This window comes from Ornatilinea apprima, from assembly GCF_001306115.1.
Classification (GTDB): domain Bacteria; phylum Chloroflexota; class Anaerolineae; order Anaerolineales; family Anaerolineaceae; genus Ornatilinea; species Ornatilinea apprima.
This window is the reverse complement of record NZ_LGCL01000035.1, coordinates 15,534-36,363: the sequence shown is the minus strand read 5'-3', so window position 1 is coordinate 36,363 and position 20,830 is coordinate 15,534. Positions and strand designations below refer to the sequence as shown.

Below are 20,830 nucleotides of genomic sequence, written 5' to 3'. Positions count from 1 at the left end.
GACAACGCCAGCATGCATGCACGCTGGGTCTTGCGTTCTGGTCAGGCGAATACCGGCGTCAGATTACGGGCGGCCAGCTTGATGCGCCCAACCCAATTTCTCAACCGCCCTCAATCTGACCTGCCAGAGCCAACACGCGAGAACAATCCGGCTATAATCTTAACAGAAAGGCCCTTCCACAGGTTGAGGGGGGCAACCAGCAGAAGAGCTTAACCCAAGGATAACACTACTGAAAAGATAACGCAAATTACTTTCATCGTTCTTTCACATATGTGAACGAATCATTTTGGGAACGAAATCCCACCGCTCAACGTCTTGGTACTATAAAACAAAAACAAGCCGCCCTGCGCGGCAGCCCTAAACAGGAGGAGTTTATGAAAAGCAGAATTTTATCGGCAGTTATGGGAATCGCCATCTTGTTGTCCCTGGCGGCATGCGCTGTCCAGTCCCCGGTCGGATCGAACAATTCTCCGATCAACCGCACCCTCAACGCTAACGGCGTTGGCGAAGTAGCCATCACCCCCGATGTGGCCTATATCTTTGTGGGCGTGCGCAGTCAGGCCGAAAACGTGGAAGACGCGCTCGACCAGAATAACAAACAATCTGCCGCTGTCTCTTCTGCGCTGCAAGAGCTGGGTGTAGATCCGTTGGATATTCAAACCAGCGCCTTCAATATTTACCCCCAGCAGTTTTACGGCCCCATGGGTCCCACCAGCCCAGAAGATATGGGCACCACCATGTATGTGGTTGAGAACACCGTCTACATCACCGTGCGCGACCTGCAAAAACTGGGCGGCGTTCTCAACGCGGTCGTCCGGGCTGGCGCCAACAACATCAACGGCATCAACTTTGACGTTTCCGACAAATCCGAAGCGATTGCCCAGGCGCGCAAACTGGCCATCGATGCCGCCAAGAGCAAAGCCCAGGCCATTGCCGCCGACGCCGGCATCCAATTAGGCGACCTGATCACCCTCAATGTGTACGAGAACCAGAATGTTGTCCCGCTGTATGAAGGCAAATATGTGGGCGGCGCCGGAGCCGGGGTACCCGTCTCGGCCGGGCAAATGAAAGTTCAGGTAACAGCCGACCTGATTTACGAAATCAAATAGTGCACAAACCCTGAATAAAACCTCCGGCGGGCCTCCAAATGGAAAGCCCGCCGGTTTTCTTTCTTCTCCACCATCCACTTCGCCTACAACCACACCACCAGGTAATAACCCAGCACCACCGCCCACAGCAGCGAATCCAGACGGTCCAACACCCCGCCGTGACCGGGGATCAGGTGGCTGGAGTCTTTCACGCCAAACTGGCGTTTCACCATGCTCATTCCCAGGTCTCCCAGTGGAGAGAGAATGGAAATCACCGCGCCCATCACCAGCCCTTTCCAGGGTTGAATGGCTGCCACCTGCGACTGAAACAAAGCCGCGATCAGGCACGTCCCCGGCACCGAGACCAGAATGCCCCCCAAATAGCCCTCCCAGGTCTTTTTGGGGCTTACCCGCGGCGCCAGACTGTGCTTGCCAAACTGGCTGCCAATGAAATACGCTCCGCCATCGGCCAGCCATATCGCGAACAGCACCAGCATTAACCACCATGTGCCGCCGGGTAAATTGCGCAGTGAAAGAATGTACGCCCCCAAAAAGCCGATATAGACCACCCCGGCCAGGTTAATCGCAAAGCTCGAAGCCGGCTGCTCGCGCTTCATTTCGTAGCGCACCACCTGAATACCCATCGAAACCAGCGCGAAGAAGGCCAGCAGCAGATCGCTGTGCGCGAAACCCCAGGCATGCCGCGCCAGGTTCAGCGCCACCGTGCCGGCAATTAAAACCAACCAGGATGGGTCGTACCCACCCTGGTGAAATATTCGCCAGAACTCCCAGGCTGCCACACCCAGCGCGGCAGCCACAAAGATCGCGAAAGGCCAGCCGCCCAGCGCTGCCAGGGCGGCAATAATCGGGATTAAAACGATGACGGAGAGAAGCCGTTTAGCAAGCATTCACCGGTTTGCTGCCTGTCGCATCCTGCTCTGAAAGCTTGCCGAAACGCCGGTCGCGTTGAGCAAACGCCACAAGAGCCTTGCGCAGTTCCTCCTTATCAAAATCCGGCCAAAAGGTCGGTGTAACATACCATTCTGCATACGAAGCCTGCCAGATCAAGAAATTGCTGGTGCGCATTTCGCCGGAAGTGCGGATGATCAAATCGGGGTCGGGCATACCCGCCGTGAACATATAGCTGCTGATCAAATCGGGGGTTACCTGTTCGGGGGTTACCCCATCGCGCATCATCTGCTTAATCGCGCATACAATCTCGTCCCGCCCGCCGTAGTTAAAAGCCACATTCAGCACCAGGCGCTGGTTATTTTTGGTGATCTCAATCGCTTTGTTCACCTTCTGGCGCAAATTTTCGGGCAGGTCTTCCAACCGGCCAATGTGGTGCAGCTGCACGCCCTGTTCGTTCAGTTCGGGCAGTTCCTTTTCAATCACTTCGGCCAGAATGCGCAGCAGGCCTTCCACCTCATCTTTGGGGCGGCCCCAGTTCTCGGTCGAAAAGGCGTAGATCGTCAGGTACTGAATCCCAAATTCCACGCAGGCGCGAATCACCCGCCGCAAGTTCTCGGTGCCCGCCTTGTGCCCGGCCAGGCGCGGCAGCCCGCGCGATTTGGCCCAGCGCCCGTTGCCATCCATAATGATTCCCACATGCGTGGGAATCTTCATCTGTTCATCGTTCTTTGAGGTATTTGCCATTCTTCACACAGAGGCGCTAGACCTCCATCACTTCCTTTTGTTTTCGTTCACCGGCCTGATCAATCAGCGCGATCATCTTATCCGTCAGCTTTTGCAGCTCTTCCTCCGCGCGCTTCATATCATCTTCCGAGATCATTTTTTCTTTTTCAAAATCGCGCAGGTCTTTCACAATATCGCGGCGCACATTGCGGGCGGCCACCCGCGCCTCTTCGGTGCGGTTATGCACCACCTTGGCCAGGTCGCGGCGGCGTTCCTCCGTCAGCGGCGGCAGGTTCAGGCGGATCACTTTGCCATCGTTGTTGGGCGTCAGCCCCAGATCGGAGGCCAGAATCGCGCGCTCAATGTGCTTGATCGTCGTCGGATCAAACGGGCGGATCATCAACGCGCGCGCCTCGGGCACGCTGATCGTCGCCAGCTGCTGCAGGGGTGTGGGCGCTCCGTAGTAGTCCACGGGCATTTTTTCAATCAGCGCCGGGGTGGCGCGGCCAGTGCGGATCGTTGCCAGGTCTTCTTCCAGGGCATCAATCGCGCCTTGCATGCGGGTTTCGGCGTCTTTGAGGGTTTCTTTTATCACGACATCCTCCTTGCAAAAAACCTGAGTGGTAGGCGTTCGCCGGACCTGATTAACAATGTCCGCGCAATCCGAGCGCACGGGCTCGGCTTAAATGCGTATTAAGCATACCTCAATTTTGGAAAATACGCTATATACGCGTCTTTTCGGTTTTCGCCGCCGCTAAATCCACCCGCGCAGCGCGTATACCAGCATGCCGATGTACTCCTTCAACGCGCTCGAGACCGCCCCCAAATTTGACGCGTTGGGCAGCAAATCCACCAAAAAACCGCCCACGCTTTTGCTGAACATCTGCGCCCAGCCCGCCTCCGTCACCCGAAAATCCACCGGCGCGGGGATCACCTCAATGCCCTGCTTTTCAAACAAGGCCACCGAGCGCGGCATGTGCATCGCCGACGTTACCAGAATCACGCGCGTAATCCCGCGCTCCTTCAATAATTCACTGCTATACAGCGCGTCTTCATAGGTGTTCTGCGAGCGCGTTTGTAGCAGCAAATCTTCCTGCGGAATATCCATCAGCGCCAGCAGCGCGGCCATATCCTCCGCCGGAGAGCCTTCTTCGCCGGTCAACCAGGTGATATTCCCCCCGCTCAGCAGAATTAGCGGCGCGCGGCCTTCTTTATACAGCTTGCCGGCGTACAGCACCCGGTCGCCGGCCCCGTTTAATTCCACCATCGGGCGCGGCGGCTCGGCAGCCGAGGTGCCCCCACCCAGCAGCACAATCGCTTCGGCGCTTGGGATCTCTCCCTGCGGTAAATACTGCCACTCCAGCGAGCGCACCAGCGCGTTGGATACCCAGCGGTTCCCGCCGATCACCAGCACCACCAGCGCCGCGGTTACCCACCAGCGCCAGCCGTCTTTCTTTTTTCCAAACATCAAAGCCGCCCCCAGCAGCAGACAGGCCAGCCCCAGCGGGTACACCAGCGGCGGTAAAAGCTTCGATAAAAATACAAACATGGTCCCTCCAGAATTTTGATCATACCATTATCCCCGCCGAATGTTAACCCCGCGCCCTGGAACGAACCTTGCATTTCTTCCTGCTGTGGTCGATTCCGCCGCTTTCACGTCTAAATACTTGACATTTGTTCTACATTGATCTATAATCCTTTATATAGAACAATGTTTCTAATTCAGGGCGTTGAGACGCGGCCAACAACACGCCCTTTTCACAGAAGAAATGGAGGAAACCATGAACATGGGAATGCTTTGGTACGACAGCAACCCGCAAACCGACCTGCCATCCAAACTCTCGCGGGCCGTCTCTTATTATGTGGAAAAATACGGCAAAAAGCCCAATCTGTGCTTCATTCACCCCAGCATGCTGACAGACGAGAAAACCCGCCAGCTCCTGCCCTCTCTGGGGGTTGAGTTAAAGCCCAACCGCCTGGTGCTGCCGCATCACTTCTGGATCGGCGTGCGCGACGCCGTGCTCAATCCCCCCCGCGAAGATGGTCAGTAGACCTACCTCTCCCAAAAAACGTCTCCCCATGTTTCCATCTCATGGGGAGGCTTTTTTTATTCCACGTTTTCTTCGGTCTGCCCGCCTTCCTCGCGCGGCGGCATGCGCCCGCGCAGGAAGCGCATCAACATCGGCAGTGGGCGTTCCGAATACTCCTCGGCAAAGTGCGCCGCGGCTGCCTCCAGGCTCACCTCGGCCTGATATTCCTCGCGCAGATACCACCAGTGCTCCATCACCCACAGGTATAAATCGCCATGGGTGCGCCCCGGGAACTCCTTCAAAATCCCGTTTTCTTCCGTTACCCGCACCATGGGCAGGTAAAGCTGGTCGTACCAATCACCAACTGCTTCTTCCCAGGCTACCTCGCGCTGCTGGTTGATGCCCATAAAGTAGCGATGCGCGCCGATATGCTCCAGCACTTTCTGGTAGCCGCCCGGCACGCTCAGCACAATCTGCGCCCCCTCGCGCAGCTCGGCCAGCCGGGTCGCCTGCATAAATTCCACCTGCTCGCAGCGCGCAATCACCTCGTTGATACCCATCTCCGGTGTGATCTCCACCGGAATGTCGATCTCGATCACATTGGCGTCAATAAAGGCCTGCCCGCGCTCGCGCGCCACCGAAACGCGGTGATTGCCGTCTTTCACAAAATAAACCGAGCCAACCTTATACACCTCAATCGGTGGCAGAACAATCTCCTGCAGATGTGCGCTGTCAATGCTCACCCAGCGCCGCTCGGTGCGCTTTTGGCGCGGCAGAAAAGCGCGGTCAAAATCGCGGTAGCGGCCAACGCTGCCCACCACCTTATCCAGTTCAATTTGCCGCAGGCCCACCCAATGCTCGCCGCGCCACGGCAGGCTCTTGCGAACCTCGTCAAACGGCAGCAATTCGTTCTTTTCCTGGGCCAGCCAGCTCAGCATCGACCGCCAAAACCCTTTGCGGTACGCGCTCTCAAAATCAGCCCGCGCCATCTGTTCCACCGCGGACCGGGTAGATTCGTTGCTCATAACCTGCTGCTCCTGCTATATCATTGAAACTTTCTATATGCGGATTGCCGATGGAGAACCGGCGCTGAGATCATCCAGATCAATCGAAATTTCACGAAACCCATATGTATTGATCACCTGGCACTTCTGAACAGCCGCTTCGGTAACCGTGTTGCGCCGGTAGATATGCACATGCCCGTGCAAATGCAGCGCTGGCTGAAATGTCTCAATCAACCAGCGGAACGCCTTAATCCCCTGGTGCGCCAAATCATCACGGTCTAAAATCTTCCACGAAGGCGCGTGGGTTACAAAAATATCCAGGTAGCGTCCAAAGCGTAGTTTATTCAGGAATAGCGATGGTGTCAAGCCCAGCACATAGCGCCACATTTCCCCCTGCGAGTACTGGTAAGGGCCGTTGTTATAGCGCAGGCTGCCCTCAATGCCCGCCAGTAATAAACCAGAGCGGTCACGCCGCACCCTGCGGTGCAGATCATACCCGCCCCACGGACTCTGCCGCTCGCCGCCCACGCAAATTTCCACTTTGCTGGCATGGTTGCCGCGCACATAGTACAGCGGCACGTTGAGCGTGCTCACAATGTATTCCAGGTAATAATACGGCAAATCACCACAGCTGATCACCACATCAACATCGGCAAAACGTTGGGTGATCTGCTGGCTGTATATGAGACCCAGCTCAACATCACTGACCGACAGTATTTTCATTCCATTGCCGTGCCAGCTCTTCCGTTCAATTTGTGCTTTCGCCCATCGCCACCACCACGGCTACTGCGTTGTCTTTCGAGTGGCTGATGCTAACCGACCAGAGCGAGAGACCCAATAAATCGGCGATCTGGCGAGCCTTCCCATGTAATTCTAACACGGGTTCACCCGCCAGCCCGCGCCGAATTTCAAAATCCTGCCAGCGCACCGGCCCAATTCCCGTTCCCAGCGCCTTCGAGGCCGCCTCTTTGGCGGCAAAGCGCCCCGCAAGGCTGGCATACGCGCTTTCGCCCACATCGGCCAACTCGCCGGGTGTGTATACCCGCCGCAAGAATCGCGTGCGGATGGCCGGGTTGACCTGCTCCAGGCGGTGAATCTCCACCAGATCCACGCCGGTGCGCAGTACCGGCTGCTTCATGCCCGGCTCCCCGCCGTGGCAATGTACAGCTTGTCCGGCTCAATATAGCGCCGCGCCGCCTCCAGCACCTTTTCGGGGGTTACCTCCAGCACCATTTGCGGGTAACGGCGGTAATAATCCAGCCCTAATTGGTAGCGCTCGATATTGATCAGCGCGCCAGCCACCCCGGCGTTCGACTCCAGCTGCATGGGCAGGCGCCCCAGGTAATACGACTGCGTATCTTCCAACTCTTCCAGCGATACCGGCTCGCGCGTAAAGCGCCGCAGCTCGCCAATAATCAACTCAATCGCGCGATCCAGGTTGGCCGGGTTCACCCCTGCCGAAACTTCCCACGAACCGGCCTCACTGGAGGCGTTGATGTGCGTGCTGGCGTAATACGCCAGCCCCGACTGCTCGCGCACCACCTCTCCGATGCGCCCAAACATGCCAAACTGCCCCAGCACGTTGTTGCCCAGCGAGGCGGCCACATAATCATCGTCGTTGCGCCGCGGGCCCAGCGTGCCCATCACCAGGTCTGACTGGCTTTTACCCGCCAGCTCCACATGCTCGCGCCGCGTTTGGGTGGGCGCGCTCACCGCCGGGAAAGACGGCTCGGCTATTTGCTCCGGGTTATTCCAGCCGCCCAGCGCGTCTTGCACCTGGTGCAGCGCCTCTTCAGGCGCCAGGTTGCTCACAATCGCAATCACCATGCCGCGCGGGCCAGCGTGCCGGCGGTGAAATTCCACCAAATCGTCACGACTGATCGCCTTCACCGTGTTGGCATACCCATCCACCGGCAACCCGTAGGGATGGTTGGGGAAGAGCATCTGGTCAAATGTCATCGAGGCCATATCCTCGGTGCTCTGGTCGCGAATTTCCAGCCCGGTTACATACTGCGCGCGCAGGCGCTCAATCTGGTCCGGCGGAAAGGTGGGCTGGGTAATCGACTCTTGCAAAATGGAGAGTAGCAGCGGCAGGTCTTCGGCCAGCGCCCGCCCGCTGAAGCTGGTGGTATGCACGCTGGAAGCCAGCCCCAGCGAGGCACCCACCGATTCCAGTGCGTCGTAGATTTCGGAAAAGCTGCGTTTTTGCGTGCCCTTCATCAGCCCCAGGGTGGTGAACTGCGCCAACCCCAATTGTTCGGGCGGGTCAAACATACTGCCGTACGTCAGGTAGCCGTTGATCTGCACCGAGGGGCTGGTCAGGTTCTGGCGGCAAAGCACTACAATCCCGTTCTCCAGCACAAAACGATGCACATCGTCCGGGCCGGGCATGCTTTTCCAATGCTCAAGGTTCAATTTCACGCCCATTGTTACGCCTCTTTCCCTTCCGGCAGATATGCGCCCACCACCCGCCGTTCAGGCAGCAGATAGGTTTGCGCGATGCGCTGCACATCAGCCGGGGTGGTCTTTTCCAACTCGTCCAGATAATTTTCAAACCAGGCATACGAGGCAAACATTTCCGCGTACCCCATCCAGAACGCCTGGTTGGAGATGTTCTCGCTGCCGTACACAAACATGGCGCGCGCCTGTTTTACCGCCCGCGCAATTTCTTCCGCGCTCACCGGCTGGTCTTGCAGCCGCTTGATCTCGTCATCGTACACCGCCAGCACCGTCTCCGGTGTCTGCGCGGGGTGCACAATCGCGGTTACATCGTACAGATATGGGTCCAGCGTGGCCTGCAAGCCCGCGCCCACCACCACAGCCAGTTCGCGCTCCACCAGCGCCTGGTACAGCCGGCTGGTTTTATTGGTAATACCCCCGCCGCCAAAGCGGTTCAGCCCAGCCGGCCCGGCTAACAAGCTGTCGGCGATGAGAAAGGGGAAAAAGTCGGAGTGAGTTGCCTGCGGCGAACGGTACGAAATCCGCAAATAACTGGTTAGCTCCGGCCCGGTTACCGTTACACGGCGCTCTTCTTGCAGGGGCGGCTCGCATTCCACTGCGCGCTTCACCGCTCCCCCGGCCGGCAGGCTGCCGTACACCTGCTCCACCTTCTTCAGCATCTCGTCAGTGCTAAAATCACCCGCCAGAGCCAACACAGCGTTATCTGGCGTGTAATAACGGCGGTAATGGTTGTAAAGATCGTCTCGCGTAATGCGCCGCAGATCTTCCATCTCACCGATCACCTCAATCCGGTAAGGATGGCGGTCAAACGCCAAGCGCTGCACCGCCTCGTCCAGGCGAAAGAGCGGCTCGTTTTCATGGCCTTCCCGCTCGGAGATAATCACCGTGCGCTCCGACTCCACTTCTTCGGGGTCAAAGCGGCTGTTCACCATGCGGTCCGCTTCCAGGTCCAGCGCCAGGTCAATCCGGTCGGTGGGCAGTTTCTCGTAGAAAGCCGTCCAGTCCAGCGACGTCATCGCGTTCCACTCCCCACCCTCGCGCGAGATGGCCTTATCCAGCTCACCGGCCGGGTACTTGTGCGTGCCTTTGAACTGCATGTGCTCCACCCAATGCGACAGCCCGGTGCGCCCGGTTTCTTCGTCGCGCGCGCCCACCTTATACCACACCCAATGACTGATCAACGGGGCGCTGTGAATTTCTTTGAGATGCACAGTCAGGCCGTTGGCCAACTGAATTTTGGTTACGCCATTTTTCATCATGCCTCTTTTTAGGACTGGAAGTTGTGCCGCTTTTCCAGTAAAATTTTCTCTACAATCGGGGTTGCTCTTGAATAGTATGAATATAGCATAACCCGCGTCATTTGTTAATGAATCACCCTGTACAGCGCGTTTCGCGCCCGCGGCTCATCAAGGTAACTTTTTGCTCCCACCGCCATCTAACAGAGATGAAGACCAGCCGCATTCATGGAGGAAAGCTTGAACCAACCCAATACCCCCTCTCACCTGGTCGCCGTTGTGGGCGCAGGTCCTGCCGGCCTTTATGTGGCCAAAGAACTCTCCAAAAATAACGAAGTTGTGCTCATCAACCGCGATATCAAACCCGGCGGGCTGGCAGAGTATGGCATCTACCCCGACAAAACCAAAATCCGCCAGGGGCTGAAAACCCAATTTCGCGAGATCCTCTCCCGTCCCAATGTGCATTACTTTGGCAACTTGAACATCAGCTGCCAGGGCGACCTGAAGCTCAAAGAGCTGCGCCAGATGGGCTTTCAGGCTGTTGTGGTTACTGTTGGGGCGCAGCACGCCCGCAGCCTGGGCATTCCCGGCGAAGAGTTGCAAGGCGTCTATCACGCCAAAGACCTGGTCTACCACTACAGCGGACTGCCGCCCTACAGCCAGCAGCCCTTCCCTATTGGCCGGCGCGTGGCGGTGATTGGGATGGGCAATGTCATGCTCGACATTACCCGCTACCTCACCCGCGTGGTCAAAGTGGACGAAGTGATCGCCATCGCGCGGCGCGGGCCGGGCGAGATAAAGTTCGACAAAGCCGAGCTGGAAGGCGTGGCCGCCAGCCTGGATGTAGACGCCTTTGAGAAAGAACTGCGCAGCCACCGCGAGCTGATGCTCTCTTTGGGGCAAAACCCCGAAGAAATTCGCGGCATGGTGCTTTCTGCCGTAGAAAAAGCCGAACCAGCCGTCTCCAACTCGCGCTTCAGCATTCGCTTTCTGCTCTCGCCCACCTGTGTCATCGGCGACGGCTCCAATCACGTTTGCGGCCTGGAACTGGAGCGCAACACGCTCTTTAACCAATCCGACGAGTATGTGTCGGCCAAAGGCACTGGCGAGCGCGAAATGCTGCCCGTCGACACGATCATCTTTGCCATTGGCAACCGCGTGGAAAGCGGCCTGGGCCTGCCCACCCGCGGCAGTTCGTTCATCAGCAATCCCAACCCGCGCTTCCCCGTGCACGACATCTCGTATGAAATTTTGGATGAAAATGGGAATTTGATGGAAGACATCTTCGTCGCCGGATGGGCGCGCCAGGCCTCTACCGGGCTGGTGGGGCTGGCTCGCCGCGACAGCATCAACGCCGCACGCGCCGTCAGCCAATACCTGCAAACCCTGCCCCCCCACGCGGATATTCCCGGCGCGTTGCAGGCCTTTAACGCCCGCGCTGTCAGCTTGCAGCATCCCGTCATTACCAACGCCGATCTGCGCCGTCTGGAAGACGTGGAAGATCAGCTCGCCGCCCAAAAAGGTGTGGAGGAATTCAAGTTCACCACCAACGAGGAAATGCTGGCCGCCATCGGCCTCTCTGAAACCCAAACACAGATGGGGTAATTTCTCTCTTCTCTGTCGGTGCGCGTCCGCCCCTACCGTGGATCGAGACCATCCTTTTCTTCCGTAGGGGTGCGAGGCCTCGCGCCCGTCTTCTGGGTGCCTGCGCCCGTCTTTTGGGCGGATAGCCATCCGCCCCTACCAAAGATCGGAATCTTCTTTATCATCCATCGGCACGCGCCGCCCCTACCGAAGCACTCCAAACGGTTTTAATTCACCCCATGGGACTGCTATCGTTGCATGATTTCCACAACCAATTTTGTCTCATCATCCCATGCCAAATAATTCGTCTTCCTGCCATCGTCTGGGATTATCTTGAATATATGCCATAATGCGATCATACTCCGTATCATTGCGGATAATATGACCGTAATAATTTCGCTGCCAGACTTTCAGAACATCACTCTCTCTTCTGGCAACCATAGAAACACCGGTTTTGAATCCCGCGATGAAAGATCCTAACAACCCTCGTTTCTGCAAAAATCCATTTGGATACGGATGAACATCACCGCTCAAAGGCATCGGACAATCATTAACTTGCTCAATCCAAACAATGCCATGAAGATGGTTTGGCATAATAACCATTTCATCTTCAAACAATCGAATCTCTTTTCTGATCTCTGCTGACCGCAGCCATTCATTTTTTGCCAGCATGCCCAAACGCGATAACACCATGTGGTCGCGGTCTATCTGACCAAATAGATTTCGCCGTTGATATGTAACAATGGTAACAAAATAACCACCCGCGAGCGAATAATCATATCCCGGGTATCGAATAGAATGGCGGCGGTGTTTTCTTAGATCGAGACTCAAAACGCTTTCCCCCATCCCAATCACGATGATTACGGTAGGCGGCTTTCCATCCCCACACCGGGTAACGCTCAAGCCAACCTACAAGACTGTCCAGGCCAAGACGTCCGGCCCTGTCCTTCCTATCCCTCTTTCACTTTGGGGCCAGGCGGCAGCAGCAGCAAAAACCCAATGCCAATAATAATCTCGCCGATCACCACCCCACGCGCCTGCAGCGGACCAAAATAGGGCACTTCCGGCAGCGGGTGGCTGCCAAACCCAAACACATCCGCCATGCCGGCAAACACCGCCACCACGTACCCGGTGCTCACCAGGCGCAGACCGATATCCGCCGCGATGGACGGCGTGCGGCCCTTCCACAGCGCCATCAGGCTCATATACCCCCCCACGCAGATAATCGCCATCCCCACCAAAAACACCGCGATCTGCACAAACCCAATCACCGGGCTGCGATCCAGGCCAAAAATGCCCGGTCGCGCGCCCAGCAGAAAAATCAGCAAGCCCGCCAGCGTAGTGGAAAGGCCCAGGCGCACGCGCGAGCGGGAATAGGTAACCCCGCTGATAGGCTCGGTCTCTTCGCCATTGTCCCGGTTAAGCAAATCTGCCGTACTCATTCTGAAGGTAAAATCCTTTCTACAAAGCGCGCCCAGTTTCCCCCCAGCACAGCGCCGATCTCATCTTCATTGTACCCGCGTTCGGCCAGCAGCGCAGCCAATTTTTGCAAATCCGCGATCGATTCCACCCCATCGGGGGCTTCCTGGCGGCCAAATCCTCCGTCGAAATCGCTGCCCAGGCCCACATGCCGCGCATCTCCCGCCACCTGGCAGACCGCGTCGATATGCGCCGCCATCCACTCCAGGCCCACCTGCTGCTTCGGATCGCCGCGCCGCCAGCCGGGTTTGAGAAACAGGTTATACCCCAACACCCCAATCACCCCATCCCGCTCCACAACACCACGGATGGTTTCTTCGCTCAACTGGCGCTCATTGGGGTCTTCGCGCACAAGCGCGCGCACATTGGCGTGGCTCACCGCCAGCGGACCTTCATAGCGATCCAGGGCTTCCAGCATGGGGCGCGTGCGCATGTGCGCCAGGTCCAGGCCCATGCCCAGCCCGGCCATCACTTCCAGCAGACGCAGCCCTTCGCGGGTAAACCCGCTGCCCTCAAACGTGCCCCCGCAAAAGCGCGTGCCCGCCCAAACCGGGCCGGCCATGCGCACCCCCGCCTGCCACCATTCTTCCATCGCTTCCGGGCTGTCCAGTCCTTCCGCTCCCTCCAGCGCCATCAGCACCCCCACGGGGCGAGTCTCTTCCGCGTACCCGGCTGCCGGGCACAGCTTGCGCCAGGGAGCCAGACAATCCAGCAGATCCGGTTGGTTGGTAACCAGCCGAAACTGGTGCGGGTTCTCGGCGCACAGACGCTGGTAAAAATCCACCTGAGCACGCATCAGCACCCGCGCCTGGCGCGGGTCTGCAAACACCTGGGTTTCAAAATCACCGGTGGCATACCGCGCGGGAATGGTGAAAATCGACCCAACCACCAGCGCCACCTGCCCGCGCTGGTAATCCGGCCAGCCCAGCAGCGCCTCGCCGTTCAAAACCGGGGCTTGTGTGCCAGCTTCGCGCTGGCGTGTCTCTGCTGCTGCGCGGCGGTAGTCGCGGCCAAACGTCAGCGCGCTGTATGCCAGGTCTTCATGAGCGTCAATAATGAATGAGTGCATGATCTTTTTTGTTGAAAAAAAGAGCGCACCCAACGGTACGCTCCTCTTGATTGAATTCGTATTCCGCTGCCAGTTGATCTGGCAGGCGCTGATTACTCTTCGCTCGCTTCGCCTTCTTCTGGTTCTTCTGCTTCCGGAGCATTCATCAGCTCTTCATCCAGCAGAGTTTGCCAGTCCATCTCGGCAAAAGCCATCGAATCCACCCGGCGCAGGCTCAAGCCAATGCGGTGATTCTCAGGGTCGAGGCGGATGATGCGCAGGGTAACCACATCGCCTTCCTTCAAGACCTCTTTGGGGTGCTCGATGCGTTTTTCGCTGATCTCAGAAATGTGGATCAAACCTTCCACATCGTCCTGCAGGCGGGCAAACGCGCCGAATTTGGTCAGGCGGGTGATGGTGCCTTCTACCAGTTGGCCAACCTGGAACTCGTTGGCTTTGGCAGCCCACGGGTCGTCCTGCAGTTGGCGAATGGAGAGGCCAATACGCTTCTTGTCGCGGTCGATGCTGATGACCTTGACTTTGACTTCCTGTCCCACTTCCAACACCTCGCTGGGATGGTTGATGCGGTCCCAGGAGATTTCTGAGAGGTGCACCAGGCCGTCCGCGCCGCTGATGTTGACAAACGCGCCAAAATCTGCCAGGCTGGTTACGCGGCCAACCCGAATTTCGCCTTCTTGCAGCTCATCAATCACGCGCTCTTTGAGGCTCTCGCGAGTCTCAGTGCTGGCAGCGCGCTCAGAGAGGATCAGGCGGCGGCGTTCGCGGTCGACTTCGATCACACACACGTCAATCTTAGAGCCCACCATCGCTCCAAAGCGGTCTTCGGGAGTGTCACCGCTGACTTCAGCGCGGCGCGACAGGCTCACCTGCGACGCCGGCACAAAACCGCGCAGACCGCCCATCGGCACAATCAGGCCGCCTTTGTTGTAGCCAATGATCTTGCTGCTGAAGGAAGCTTTGCTTTCCATCAGAGCTTCGGCTTTGTCCCAGCTCACCGCTTCTTGCGCGCGGTTGAAAGACAGCACCAGCGTGCCCTGCGAATCTTCGGGGGTGATCACATAGACCTTGATTTCCTGGCCAACCTTCATTTCTTTCAGGTCTTCTTCAGGAATTTGGTCAAACTCACGGCCACTGATGACACCCTCAGATTTTGTACCGACACTGACCAAAATTTGGCCTTGGCTGATACTGGCAATTACGCCATCGCGGATATCCCCGGCTTTGGGGAAATCGATATCCAGGCCTTCTTGCTCCAGCAAGTCTGCCATGTTGTTCTCATTTTCGGGCATTGCCCCTTGGGCGCCATTCTGTTCCATAAGTTAACTGTACTCCGGAATTTAGATTAGGGTTGATTATAAAGGGGAATCAGGATTATTGCAACCCTGCCCACTTTAGTCGCCCCTTGACAATGCATAATTATATCCGATTTTCATCAGTTTGGCGAACTTTTTCTTAAAATAAGATGAATTCATTCCAGTTTTCTAATGCCGCCTGCGCTTCTTTTTACCCGCCGCTTTGCCCGCCTCTTCCTGGCTGGCGGGCGGCGCTCCCGCCGTGGACGGGGTAGACGGCTGCTCGGCGGCGGCCTGGGCTGCCTGCACCGCTTCCATCTGTTCGCGCGTCAGCGAAACGCTGACCGCCTGGCGCGGACTGAAAGTAAACACCCGGTTGATCACCGCGTGGCGCACATCTTCCAGCAAGGTCTGGAACATTTCTGAGGCGCGGCCCTTATACTGCACCAGCGGATCGCGCTGGGCGTAGGCCTCCAGGCCCACCGAAACGCGCAGCGCTTCCACGCGCGTCAGGTATTCCACCCACTGCTCCGAAATGGCATGCAGCAGCAGCTCGCGGTACGATTCGTTCTGCACGCGCCGTCCCAATGTTGCCTGAATGGTCTCCTGCTCTTCTTCACCAATCTCATTCAATGGCAGGCTGGACAGCTCTTCAAACCGTTCCGCGCCAAGCGCGTCGCTTAATACCTGGCGGCTGCGCTCATCCAACTGGCTGAGGGTAGAGCTGGTCTGCAACAGGCGATTCCACACAATCAGGCCGCGCGCCTCTTCCAACACTTCCAAAGCCTCTTGCAGATGGCACAGCACTTTTTCATTTTCTTCCTGCGGCTCGGCGTTTTCCAGCAGGCGCGCCGCCAGGAACACCGAACGCACGCGCGTGTAACGCTGCTGCGCCTTGCGGTGCGTGCGCTGGTCAAAAGTGAGGCGCGTGCCCTCCGACATCAGGTTCAGCAGTTGGATGATCTGACGGTCATCCACCTCTTGACCGTCGTAGGCCTTCAGCGCCGGCTCAATATCGCGCGCAATCTGGCCGTCTTCCCCCAGCAGACGCTCCATGCGCCGCTGAAACACTTCATCGACCCGGTCGAGCACTTTATTGGCAATTCCATTCCATTCTAGGCCCTGCAGTTCAGCCGGGCGCAGTTCCAGGCTCTCTTCCAAGCGGCGCTCTACCGCGCCCACCAGCCGATTGGTGTGCAACGCGGTTACAAAGCGCAGAATCTGCTCGCGCACCGCCTGAGCCGCCCCCGCGTCGCCTTCCAGCAGCGCGCGCGCCTCCTGGTTCGAGAGCCGCACCGGCACCTTCACCAGATTGACCAGCTCTTGCTGCACATCCTGCGCGCGGCGCTCTTCTTGCGTTTCTTCGTCCATACCCTGCAGGAAGGTATCCAGCAGGTCCTGGCGCTCGTCGAGCTGCGCCTGAATATTGTCTTCCACACGGTCAATCAGCACGCGCGTGCTGTTGATGACGTGCTGGTGCTCGGCTTGCAGCGCGCGTCCGGCCAGATCCAACACCGCCGATTTCAACGCTGCCGCGCTGCTCGCCCCGCGCAGCGATCCGCGGAACTCATTGAACAGCAGCTTCAGTGAATAAGACGGGTAAAACACCCGCTGGTAGCTGATGGTAGGCTGCACTTCATCCAGATAGGCCAGCAGCTTCCACGGGCCTTCTTCATCGTCCAGCGCCAGCGGAACGCGCTTCTGCAGTTCCAGGCGCAGCATATCCAGCACATCTTCGCTCAGGTCGTCTTTGGTGAACACCCGGTCGCGCTGGGCATAGATGCGCGCGCGCTGCGTGTTGAGCACATCATCATATTCCAGCAATCGCTTGCGGATATCAAAGTTCGCGCCTTCCACCCGCTCTTGCGACTGTTCCACCAGCCGCCCCAGCAGCCCCATTTCCATCGGCTGGCTTTCATCGAACAGAATGCGCTTCCACAGCATTTCCACCTGCTGGCCGCCAAACAGGCGCATCAGATCATCTTCCAGCGAGAGGTAAAAGCGCGAAGAACCGGGGTCGCCCTGGCGCGCGGCGCGGCCGCGCAGCTGGTTATCAATGCGGCGGGCTTCATGCCGTTCCGAGCCGATCACATGCAGGCCGCCCAGCTCGCGCACGCGGCGCATGTTCTGCATGTATTCAAGGAACTGGGCAACCGCTTCTTCATAAATGCCAAATTCAGCCGAATCCATTTTTTGCAAGGCCTGCAGGCGCGCTTCATTGGTCAGGTTATAAGGATCATCCACCACGCGCGCCAGCACGCGGTTCACATCGCGCAGGGTATCTTCATGCAGCTCTCCGCCCAGCTTAATGTCCACACCGCGGCCAGCCATATTGGTGGCGATGGTAACCGCGCCAAACGCGCCTGCCTTGGCAATAATCAACGATTCGGTGTCGTGCTTGCGGGCGTTCAACACCTCGTGCACAATGCCGCCCTGCAGCGTCTGCAAAATCCGCGGCGTGTCGCCTTCGTCAAATCCAAAATGCGCGCTGATCACCGCCAGGTTTTCCGCGTCTTCCGGGTTAAAGGGAATTCCCAGGTTGCGCGCCAATTGGCGCAGTTCCGCCGTGTTCATCTCAGGGATGGGCTTGTTGAGCGGCTCCAGCTCTGGAGACTGCTTCTCCAGGAATTCCAAATTATGCTTTTTCAGGTATGCCAGGCGAATCAGCAACGCCTGGATCAGCCGCCGCACCGGTTCAGCCGAGAACCGTTCCGAGAGCCGTTCCGAATGCTCCACCGAGGTGGTACCCACCAGTTGTGGGCGGCCTTTGACGTAATTGGCAAACACTTCCAGGGTAATCGCGCGCAGCTTGGCCTCTTCGCTGCGATACACCTGATCGGGGTAGTCTTTGCGCTTCCAGAACAGCGGGCGTTTTTGCGCGTCTTTCTTATCGGTGTAATAAACGTACTTGTAGCCTTCCGCGTCTTTGGCTTCCTGCGCCACCAGGTCAGTATCGGGCTGCGCGGCCACAAACTCCAGGTTCGATGGGATCGGCAGCACGTCAATTTTGTAAATCTTATACAGCTCTTCCGCCTCGGTCTCAGCTGTGCCGGTCATACCGGCCAGCTTTTCGTACATGCGGAAGTAATTTTGAATGGTAATGGTGGCGTAAGTAACATTCTCCGGCTCCACCTTCACGCCTTCTTTGGCTTCCACCGCCTGGTGCAAACCCTCCGACCAGCGCCGCCCGGGCATTAACCGGCCGGTGAACTCGTCAATGATGATCACCTTGCCGCCCTGCACCAGATAGTCTTTGTTGCGCCGGTAAAGGAACTGTGCCCGCAGTCCCTGCTCCAGGTAGCCCAGCACGCGCGCCTGCTCGGGGGTAATATCTTCCGGCCGTTCCGGGTCGCGCAGCGGCATTTCCAGCAGCTGCTCCACATGCGCCTCGCCCACCTCGGTCAGCGTTACCGTACGGTCCTTTTCATCCACTTCATAATCTTCGGGGTTTAACTGGCGCACCACCTGAGCCGTGCGCACATACCACTCGCTTTCGTCCTGCGCCGGCCCGGAGATGATCAGCGGCGTGCGCGCTTCATCAATCAAGATGTTATCCACCTCGTCAATAATGGCGTAGAAGTGCCCGCGCTGCACGCGCTCTTCCAGGCGCATGGTCAGGTTGTCGCGCAGATAGTCGAAACCGAACTCGCTGTTCGTGCCGTAAACAATATCGGCCAGGTAAGCCTCGCGGCGCGGCACCATCTTCAACTGGTGCTGGTCTTCCTGCGCCGATTCCTTCTCCAAATCCACCAGAAACGCCACCGGTTCGCCGGCCTGCCGCGACATCTGCAGCACACCCACGCTCAACCCCAGCAGGTTGTAGATCGGCGCCATCCAGCGCGCGTCGCGGCGCGCCAGGTAATCGTTCACCGTTACCACATGCACGCCCTTGCCAGTCAGCGCGTTCAAATAGACCGGCAAAGTGCCCACCAAAGTTTTCCCCTCGCCGGTGCGCATCTCTGCAATCTTGCCCTGGTGCAGGGTCATGCCGCCGATCATTTGGATGTCATAATGCCGCAGGCCGAGGGTGCGCTTGCTGGCCTCGCGCACCAGCGCGAACGCCTCCACCAGCAAATCGTCCAGCGTTTCCCCGTCCGCCAGGCGCTGCTTAAATTCATCCGTTTTCGCGCGCAGAGCTTCATTGTTCAGCGCCTCAAATTGAGGTTCCAGCGCGGCAATTTTTTCGGCTTCCAGCGCCAGCCGGTCGAGTTCTTTTTTATTGGGGTCTCCCCCCAGGATTTTTAGTATGTTTTTGAACATGGCGGTCTCACCTTTCGATAGGTGATTATAGCATAACGGCTTTCAAGCCATCTGTATATTTTTTGTAAGAACAGCGCGCGCCGTGTCTCGCCCCCATTTTCGGCTCTTGAGAGAATGGAGAAGACGCAAGAGGGGGTCCAATAAAAAAGCACCGGGCTTCTCAACGAAACCCGGTGCTGCTCTTTCTTTCCAAAAACTACATGTGGATCGGTAAACCTTCCACACCGTGCGCGGCTTCCATCACCACCTCGCTCAACGTTGGGTGGGCGTGCACCGTGCGCGCGATCTCTTCGGCGGTCAGCTCCATGCGCTGCGCCAGCACCAGCTCGGGCAGCAGCTCCGACACATCCGGGCCCACCAGCACCGCGCCTAAAATCTCGCCGTACTTGGCATCCGAGATGATCTTGGCCCAGCCGGCGCTTTCACCCAGACCCAGCGACTTGCCGTTGGCGATGAAGTTAAAGCGCCCAACTTTGATCTCGTAGCCGGCATCCTTGGCCTGCTGCTCGGTGTAACCAAACGAAGCCACCTGCGGGTGCGAATACACCGCGCGCGGCATCATGCGGTAATCCAGCTTCACTGTGTGCGCGCCGGCAATCGACTCTGCCGCCACCATGCCCATCGCCGAGGCCACGTGCGCCAGCAGCAGCTTGCCGGTAACATCGCCAATCGCGTAAATGCCCGGCACGTTGGTACGCATCGCATCGTCCACTTCCACAAAACCGCGCTGGTCTAATTTGACACCCACTTCTTCCAGACCAAAGCCCTTGGAATTGGGGCGGAAGCCAATCGCCACCATGGCCTGTTCGGCCTCCAGCACCTGCTCGCCGTCCGCGCCGCTCACTTTCACTTTCACGCCGGTCTCGGTCGTCTCAATCGATTCGACCTTGGTGCTGGTCAGCAGCTTAATGCCGCGTTTTTTATAGGCTTTGGCCAGTTCGGCGCTGGCTTCGGGGTCTTCCAGCGGCAGAATTTGCGGCAGCATTTCCACAATGGTTACATCCGTGCCGTAAGAATTCCAGATGGTCGAAAATTCCACACCAATCGCGCCCGCGCCGATGATCACCGCCGAGGCCGGCCGTTTGGTCTGCAAAATCGCTTCGGTATAAGTCAGCACCTTTTCGCCGTCGATCTTCCACACTGGCGGAACGGTGGATTGAGCGCCGGTTGCCACGATGATATTCTTCGTCTTGACTTCCTGCGCGGCGCCTTTCTCATCGGTTACCACAATGGTACCGGGGGCGGTAATCTTGCCGGCGCCCATCAAAACGTCAATTTTGTTCTTCTTCATTAAGAAGCCCACACCTTTGGTCAGCCGGTCCGAGACCTGCCGGCTGCGCTTTACGGCCACACTGTAATCGAGCTGCAGATTCTCAAAGGAAATCCCAAACTCTTTGGTGCGCTCGCGCAGCGTCTCAGCCAGATCGGCGTTCTTCAACAGGGCCTTTGAGGGAATGCAGCCCACATTCAAACACACCCCTCCCAGCCATTTCTTTTCCACAATCGCGGTTTTCAAACCGAGCTGTGCCGCTCGAATCGCGCTGACATATCCGCCAGGGCCGGCGCCCAAAACGACCACATCATATTGTTCACTCATAATCTCCCTCACACCAACTGCCGATATAGATAAAAAAACCTGTATCCTATTGTACTATGATGACCGCCTCGCGGCAACGAACCGTCCAAGTTTATGT

At 57.7% G+C, this 20,830-nt stretch carries 18 protein-coding genes; 3 read left to right on the top strand and 15 right to left on the bottom strand.

Annotated features, from left to right (window positions below; genetic code table 11):
• Positions 1-374 precede the first annotated feature (374 nt).
• Entirely contained in the window at positions 375-1,109 is a 735-nt protein-coding gene (locus tag ADN00_RS14810) for an SIMPL domain-containing protein (RefSeq protein WP_075063780.1), read from the top strand.
• Positions 1,110-1,192: 83 nt separating this feature from the next.
• Here the strand turns inward: ADN00_RS14810 and ADN00_RS14805 are convergent, their stop codons facing one another.
• From ADN00_RS14805 to ADN00_RS14790, 4 genes are all read right to left on the bottom strand, one after another.
• A complete protein-coding gene (locus tag ADN00_RS14805; RefSeq protein ID WP_075063779.1) occupies positions 1,193-1,996 on the bottom strand; it encodes a phosphatidate cytidylyltransferase in 804 nt (267 codons plus the stop codon).
• Positions 1,986-2,744, bottom strand: a complete 759-nt coding sequence (locus ADN00_RS14800; protein ID WP_075063778.1) for an isoprenyl transferase — start codon at positions 2,742-2,744, stop codon at positions 1,986-1,988. Before ADN00_RS14800 ends, ADN00_RS14805 begins: the two co-directional genes overlap by 11 nt.
• A gap of 16 nt (positions 2,745-2,760) precedes the next feature.
• A complete protein-coding gene (frr, locus tag ADN00_RS14795) occupies positions 2,761-3,318 on the bottom strand; it encodes a ribosome recycling factor (protein ID WP_075063777.1) in 558 nt (185 codons plus the stop codon).
• A gap of 159 nt (positions 3,319-3,477) precedes the next feature.
• Positions 3,478-4,272, bottom strand: coding sequence for a YdcF family protein (locus ADN00_RS14790; RefSeq protein WP_075063776.1), 795 nt, complete (start codon positions 4,270-4,272; stop codon positions 3,478-3,480).
• 232 nt (positions 4,273-4,504) lie between these two features.
• On the opposite strand from ADN00_RS14790, the gene ADN00_RS14785 reads away from it, so the two are divergent.
• Positions 4,505-4,774, top strand: a complete 270-nt coding sequence (locus tag ADN00_RS14785) for a hypothetical protein (RefSeq protein ID WP_075063775.1) — start codon at positions 4,505-4,507, stop codon at positions 4,772-4,774.
• Between the two features lie 56 nt (positions 4,775-4,830).
• Here the strand turns inward: ADN00_RS14785 and ADN00_RS14780 are convergent, their stop codons facing one another.
• From ADN00_RS14780 to ADN00_RS14760, 5 genes are read right to left on the bottom strand one after another with little or no spacing between them, the layout of a single operon-like run.
• Complete coding sequence (locus ADN00_RS14780) at positions 4,831-5,778, bottom strand: hypothetical protein (protein ID WP_075063774.1); 948 nt, start codon at positions 5,776-5,778, stop codon at positions 4,831-4,833.
• Between the two features lie 33 nt (positions 5,779-5,811).
• Positions 5,812-6,480, bottom strand: a complete 669-nt coding sequence (locus ADN00_RS14775) for a metallophosphoesterase family protein (RefSeq protein ID WP_075063773.1) — start codon at positions 6,478-6,480, stop codon at positions 5,812-5,814.
• A gap of 25 nt (positions 6,481-6,505) precedes the next feature.
• Positions 6,506-6,895, bottom strand: coding sequence for a holo-ACP synthase (gene acpS, locus ADN00_RS14770; RefSeq protein WP_075063772.1), 390 nt, complete (start codon positions 6,893-6,895; stop codon positions 6,506-6,508).
• On the bottom strand, positions 6,892-8,184 hold the full coding sequence (locus ADN00_RS14765; RefSeq protein WP_082390174.1) for a M16 family metallopeptidase: 1,293 nt from the start codon (positions 8,182-8,184) through the stop codon (positions 6,892-6,894). The genes acpS and ADN00_RS14765 overlap by 4 nt, the downstream gene beginning before the upstream one ends.
• 2 nt (positions 8,185-8,186) lie before the next feature.
• Positions 8,187-9,473 (bottom strand): M16 family metallopeptidase, encoded by a 1,287-nt coding sequence (locus ADN00_RS14760; protein WP_160317537.1) that lies wholly within the window; start codon positions 9,471-9,473, stop codon positions 8,187-8,189.
• Between the two features lie 219 nt (positions 9,474-9,692).
• Between ADN00_RS14760 and ADN00_RS14755 the strand changes: the two genes are divergently transcribed.
• Positions 9,693-11,057: an FAD-dependent oxidoreductase gene (locus ADN00_RS14755; RefSeq protein WP_160317536.1), complete on the top strand. Its 1,365-nt coding sequence runs from the start codon at positions 9,693-9,695 to the stop codon at positions 11,055-11,057.
• 264 nt (positions 11,058-11,321) lie between these two features.
• On the opposite strand, the gene ADN00_RS14750 is transcribed toward ADN00_RS14755, so the two are convergent.
• The 6 genes from ADN00_RS14750 to lpdA form a co-directional block, all read right to left on the bottom strand.
• A complete protein-coding gene (locus ADN00_RS14750; protein WP_201781205.1) occupies positions 11,322-11,867 on the bottom strand; it encodes a transposase in 546 nt (181 codons plus the stop codon).
• Between the two features lie 119 nt (positions 11,868-11,986).
• Positions 11,987-12,478 (bottom strand): hypothetical protein, encoded by a 492-nt coding sequence (locus ADN00_RS14745; RefSeq protein ID WP_075063768.1) that lies wholly within the window; start codon positions 12,476-12,478, stop codon positions 11,987-11,989.
• On the bottom strand, positions 12,475-13,584 hold the full coding sequence (locus tag ADN00_RS14740) for a dipeptidase (protein ID WP_152966374.1): 1,110 nt from the start codon (positions 13,582-13,584) through the stop codon (positions 12,475-12,477). The genes ADN00_RS14745 and ADN00_RS14740 overlap by 4 nt, the downstream gene beginning before the upstream one ends.
• A gap of 92 nt (positions 13,585-13,676) precedes the next feature.
• Positions 13,677-14,900: a 30S ribosomal protein S1 gene (locus tag ADN00_RS14735; protein ID WP_075063766.1), complete on the bottom strand. Its 1,224-nt coding sequence runs from the start codon at positions 14,898-14,900 to the stop codon at positions 13,677-13,679.
• A gap of 165 nt (positions 14,901-15,065) precedes the next feature.
• On the bottom strand, positions 15,066-19,136 hold the full coding sequence (locus ADN00_RS20495) for a preprotein translocase subunit SecA (protein ID WP_075063765.1): 4,071 nt from the start codon (positions 19,134-19,136) through the stop codon (positions 15,066-15,068).
• Between the two features lie 196 nt (positions 19,137-19,332).
• Entirely contained in the window at positions 19,333-20,733 is a 1,401-nt protein-coding gene (gene lpdA / locus ADN00_RS14725; protein ID WP_075063764.1) for a dihydrolipoyl dehydrogenase, read from the bottom strand.
• Positions 20,734-20,830: the final 97 nt, after the last annotated feature.